2 protein-coding genes are annotated in these 5,186 nt (G+C 64.8%); both read left to right on the plus strand.

The features are described from left to right. The coding region (locus F0Q45_RS30010; RefSeq protein WP_149656289.1) for an AMP-binding protein at positions 1-2,192 on the plus strand (2,192 nt) is incomplete at its 5' end. A 21-nt stretch (positions 2,193-2,213) separates the two neighbouring features. Next, positions 2,214-5,186 (plus strand): type I polyketide synthase (locus tag F0Q45_RS24065; RefSeq protein WP_149656290.1); only part of this gene is annotated, 2,973 nt, incomplete at its 3' end.

The following is a 5,186-nucleotide window of genomic DNA, read 5'->3' on the forward strand; positions in this document are numbered from 1 at the left end:
CCGCACTGACGACCACCGCCCTGGCCGGCCAGCTAGCCGGCCACGATCTGGTGGTAATCGACATCGACGACGCCGCCATCGCCGGCCAGCCCAGCGCTGGATTGCCATACCCTGCCGCTGACAATCTGGCCTACATCCTGTACACCTCGGGCACTACCGGCGTGCCCAAAGGTGTCGGCATCAGCCATCGTAACGTCACCCAACTATTCACCACGCCAGCCTCTTTCACGCCTACGGCCGGCCAGACCGTAACCCAGTGGCACTCGTACGGCTTCGACGTCTCGGTGTGGGAAATCTGGGGTGCGCTGTTGCGCGGCGGCAGACTGGTCGTGGTTCCCGAGGCCGTCACCCGTTCCCCGGTCGAATTGCACGAACTACTCGTTCGCGAGCGTGTCGATGTACTGTCGCAAACCCCCTCAGCCGCAATGGGTTTGTCACCCGATGGGCTGCCGTCCACGGCATTGGTGGTCGCCGGCGAGGCCTGCCCGCCCGAGCTGGTGGACCAATGGGCGCCCGGGCGGGTGATGATCAACGCCTACGGGCCGACGGAGACGTGGTACACCTCGATGAGTGCGCCGCTAGTAGCCGGTTCCGGGGTGGCACCGATCGGTGCGCCGGTATCGGGCGCAGCGCTGTTCGTGCTCGACGGCTGGCTGCGTCCCGTACCTCCCGGTGTGGTCGGCGAGCTCTATGTCGCCGGGGCCGGAGTGGGCTGTGGCTACTGGCGGCGCGGCGCACTGACTGGATCACGGTTCGTGGCATGCCCCTTCGGCGGGCCTGGTGCGCGCATGTACCGCACCGGCGACCTGGTCCGCTGGGGCGCCGATGACCAGCTGGTGTACGTGGGGCGCGCCGACGGACAGGTGAAGATCCGCGGGTATCGCATCGAGCCCGGTGAAGTGGCGGTAGCGCTGTCGCAACTGGACGGCGTCGACCAAGCGGCGGTCGTCGCCCGCGAAGACCGCCCCGGCGACAAGCGCTTGATCGGCTACGTCACCGGCACCGTGGATGTCAGCAAGCTGCGCAGCCTGCTGGCCGACCGGCTGCCGCAATACATGGTGCCCGCCGCCGTCGTCGCACTCGACAAATTGCCGTTGACTCTCAACGGAAAGCTGGACACCCGCGCGCTACCCGTCCCGCAATACGGCGATGACGACAAGTATCGCGCACCCGCCAACGCCGTCGAACAAGTCATTGCCAGCATCTACGCGCAGGTGCTCGGACTCGACCGGGTCGGTGTCGACGACTCGTTCTTCGACCTGGGCGGCGATTCCCTCTTGGCCATTCGCGCGATCGCCGCGATCAACAAAGGATTGAGTGCCGACCTGTCGGTGCGGATCATGTTCGAGGCGCCGACGGTCGCGAGTCTGAGCCGGCGGCTAGGTTCGGCCGACAGTTCGGTTGCCGTTGTTCCCATCGAGGTGCTCAAGCAAGGCGACGGGCTTCCGCTGTTCTGTCTGCCCCCTGGCGGTGGCCTGAGCTGGCCGTACCGCAACCTGTCCGCTTATGTGGACAGCTCGATCATCGGGTTCCAATTGCCGCCCGAAGGGGAATCCGCGCCGACGTCGGTCCGGGAGATGGCTCAGTACTACGCCGACACCATCCAGGAACTCGACGCCGAAGGGCCCTACAACCTGATCGGCTGGTCGTTCGGCGCCATCGTCGCGCACCAACTTGCCATCGAGTTGCGGCGGCGAGGGCGCGAAGTCCGGCGCCTGGTGGTGTTGGACCCGATTCTCACCTTCGACGCGAACGGTCCGGAAATGGCGATCGCCGAGTCCGATCCGGTCGCCGAAAGCTATGTCCTGGGCCGTTTCTTGGAAATGAATCGCATCCCTTACCAGGAGGACGGCGGTCACCTTACCCCCCTCACCTATGAACAGGTCGAGGGATTGTTCGAGGGGTACGGCGCACCGGACTTCCCGTTGCCACCCAAGAACATCGTGAGAATCTTGGTCAAGAACCTCAATACCAGCATTCGCTTGCAGTCCCAGCACATTCCGGACATCTTCGACGGCGACATGCTCATCTTCTCGGAGAAGCGGCCCGACGGCTCCATGCTGCGCACGACCTGGCAGGCATACGTCGCCGGCAACGTCACTGAGTATTCCGTCGAGTGCACCCACGAAGAGATGTTGAACACGGAATCAGTGAAAATCTTCGGCGATCAGCTCGCTGAGTATCTACGTTAACTGCGAACGGCGGACAGGCGCATGGCTCAACGAGTGAGCGACATCGCAGTAGTTGGCTTGGCGTGCCGGCTTCCCGGTGCGGCTAGCCCGCGCGAGTTTTGGAAGCTCCTGCGCGACGGACTGGATGTGACGAGCCCTGAGACGGCCCACCTGCGTGCCGAATTTCTTGACGCTGTAGCCGATTTCGACGCCAGCTTCTTCAATCTCTCGCCGCGCGAGGCCCGCTCAATGGATCCGCGGCAGCGACTTGCCCTGGAACTCACTTGGGAGCTACTCGAAACCGCCTCGATTGCCGCCGAACAGGTGGACGGCGATCAGGTCGGCGTCTTCATCGGCGCGATGAACGACGACTACGCCGTTCTGACGCTCCGCAACGCAGACGAGGTCGACCACCATTCATTTACCGGCGTGAGCCGCGGGTTGATCGCTAACCGAATCTCATACACCTTCGGCATGCTCGGCCCAAGCCTCACCGTCGATTGCGGTCAATCGTCATCGTTGGTCGCGGTCCATCTGGCCTGCGAAAGCCTCCGCACCGGCGAATCGTCGTTGGCCGTGGCCGGTGGGGTGCAGCTCAACCTGGCAGCCGAAACAGCCGCACTCGAGGAGCATTTCGGCGGGCTTTCGGAGTCCGGGCGCACCTATACATTCGACGAGCGTGCCGACGGGTATGTGCGCGGCGACGGCGGCGCACTGCTCCTGCTCAAGCCGCTGTCCGCGGCCATCGCCGACGGAGATCATGTCCACGCCGTCATCCGGGGCAGCGCCGTCTGCAACGACGGCCGCGGTGAGGCCGGACTGACCGTCCCGTCCATCGCCGGCCAGCTGAACGTCTTGCGGCGCGCCTATCGCCGATCGGACCTGCGCGTAACAGACGTGGACTACGTCGAACTGCACGGAACCGGCACGCCCATTGGCGACCCCATCGAGGCAACCGCGTTGGGCCACTTCTTCCTCGGACGCGATTGCCCACTTGCTGTCGGGTCGGTCAAGACCAACGTCGGTCACCTGGGCGGAGCCGCGGGAATCGTGGGCCTGCTCAAGACGATCCTGGCCGTCGAAAATAGCGAGCTGCCGGCCAGCCTCAACTACGCGAATGCGAATCCCGCCATCGACCTCGACAGGTGCGGACTGCGGGTGAACGACACGCTGGCTTCGTGGCCGGTATCGGACGGCCGACCGCGCCGGGCTGGGGTGTCGTCGTTCGGGATGGGCGGCACCAATGCCCACGTGGTCGTCGAGCAAGCTCCGTTGCTGAAATCCCTTATTTCCGAGGATGTTCGAGGATCGGGTGGGCGAGTGGTGCCGTGGTTGGTGTCGGCCAAGTCAGCGCCGGCCCTGGCGGGACAGGCCCAGCGATTGGCGGATTTTGTGCAGGCCGATAAGGATTTGTCGCCGCTCGATGTGGGACTGTCCCTGGCGAGGCGGTCGGCCTTCGAGCACCGCGCGGTGGTCGTAGGCGCCCGCCAGTCCGAACTGGCGGCAGGACTGGCCGAGTTGGCTGCCGGATTGCCGGGTTCAACCGTGGTGACCGGGCGCGCCCGTGCATCGGGCAAGACGGTCCTGCTTTTTCCGGGACAGGGGACCCAATGGCTGGGGATGGGCGCCGAATTACTGGATACCATGCCGGTTTTCGCCCAGCAGATGCGGTTGTGCGATGAGGCGTTGGCGGAGTTTGTGCAGTGGTCGCTACTGGAGGTGATTCGGGGCGGTGCGGGGGCGCCCGGACTGGACCGGGTGGATGTGGTGCAGCCGGTGTTGTGGGCGGTGATGGTCTCGTTGGCGCGGTTGTGGGAATCGGTGGGGGTAAAACCTGATGCGGTGGTCGGGCATTCGCAGGGCGAGATCGCGGCGGCGTGTGTGGCCGGAGTGTTGTCTCTGCGGGATGCGGCGTTGGTGGTGACATCACGCAGCCGGCTATTGATGGAGTTGGGGGGAGCTGGGGGCATGGTGTCGCTGGCCGCTGGGCTGGACCGGGTTCAGCGCTTACTGGCCGATTTCAACGATCGACTCAGCGTCGCCGCCGTCAATGGGGTTTCGGCAGTCGTGGTCGCGGGCGAGAACGCCGCCCTGGCGGAGTTGCTGGGCCGGTGCGAGGCAGCAGGCATTCGCGCCCGGAATATTGAGGTCGATTACGCGTCGCATTCGGCGCAGGTGGAGCCCATCGCCGGGCGCTTGGAGCAGGAGCTGGCCGAGCTGACCCCAGGTTCGTCGAAACTAACTTTCATTTCCACGGTGACCGGCGGTGTGGTCGACGGTTCGGAGTTAAGCGCCCAGTATTGGTTTCGCAATCTTCGTCAGCCTGTGCGCCTGGATCGCGCATTGGGTTGGTTCCGCGAGCAAGGGTATGGGGCGTTTGTCGAGGTGAGCCCGCATCCGGTGCTGATAGCCGGAATTGAGGACAGTCTCGGCGCCGATGTAGTGGTCGCCGTACCGACGCTGGTCCGGAATGAAGGCGGTCCGTCGCGGTTCTGGTTATCGGTGGGTCAGGCGTACGTCGGGGGTGTCGAAATCGATTGGCCGAGTGTGCTGGCCGACGGCCGCCGGATCGAGCTGCCGACGTACGCGTTCGCCCGGCAGCGGTTTTGGCTGTCATCGCTGGATTGCGGTGTCCGCAGCACCCGTGCGCGTCGCGTCGACGACGACGCCGTCGCAACCGAATCCGCGTTCTCCCAACGCCTGCACGGTCTCAATCGCCACCAGCAACGCGAGCTACTCGTCGATGCGGTGTGTTGCCAGGCCGGAGTGGTGCTCGGGCATTTGCGTGCCGCGGACGTCGACGCCGATACCACCTTCAGCGACCTCGGATTCGACTCCTTTACCGGGGTGGAGCTACGCGACCGGCTGAAAAATCTTACCGGGTTGCCGCTTTCGTCGACATCGATCTTCGACTATCCCACACCGGCGAGGCTTGCCGAGCATCTTGAGCAACTGCTGTCCGGTGCGGTCGCGGTATCTACGGTATCGGGAGCCAGGAAGCGGATGGTCGCCGAC

The organism is Mycobacterium simiae (assembly GCF_008370645.1).
In the GTDB taxonomy this organism is placed as follows: domain Bacteria; phylum Actinomycetota; class Actinomycetes; order Mycobacteriales; family Mycobacteriaceae; genus Mycobacterium; species Mycobacterium simiae_A.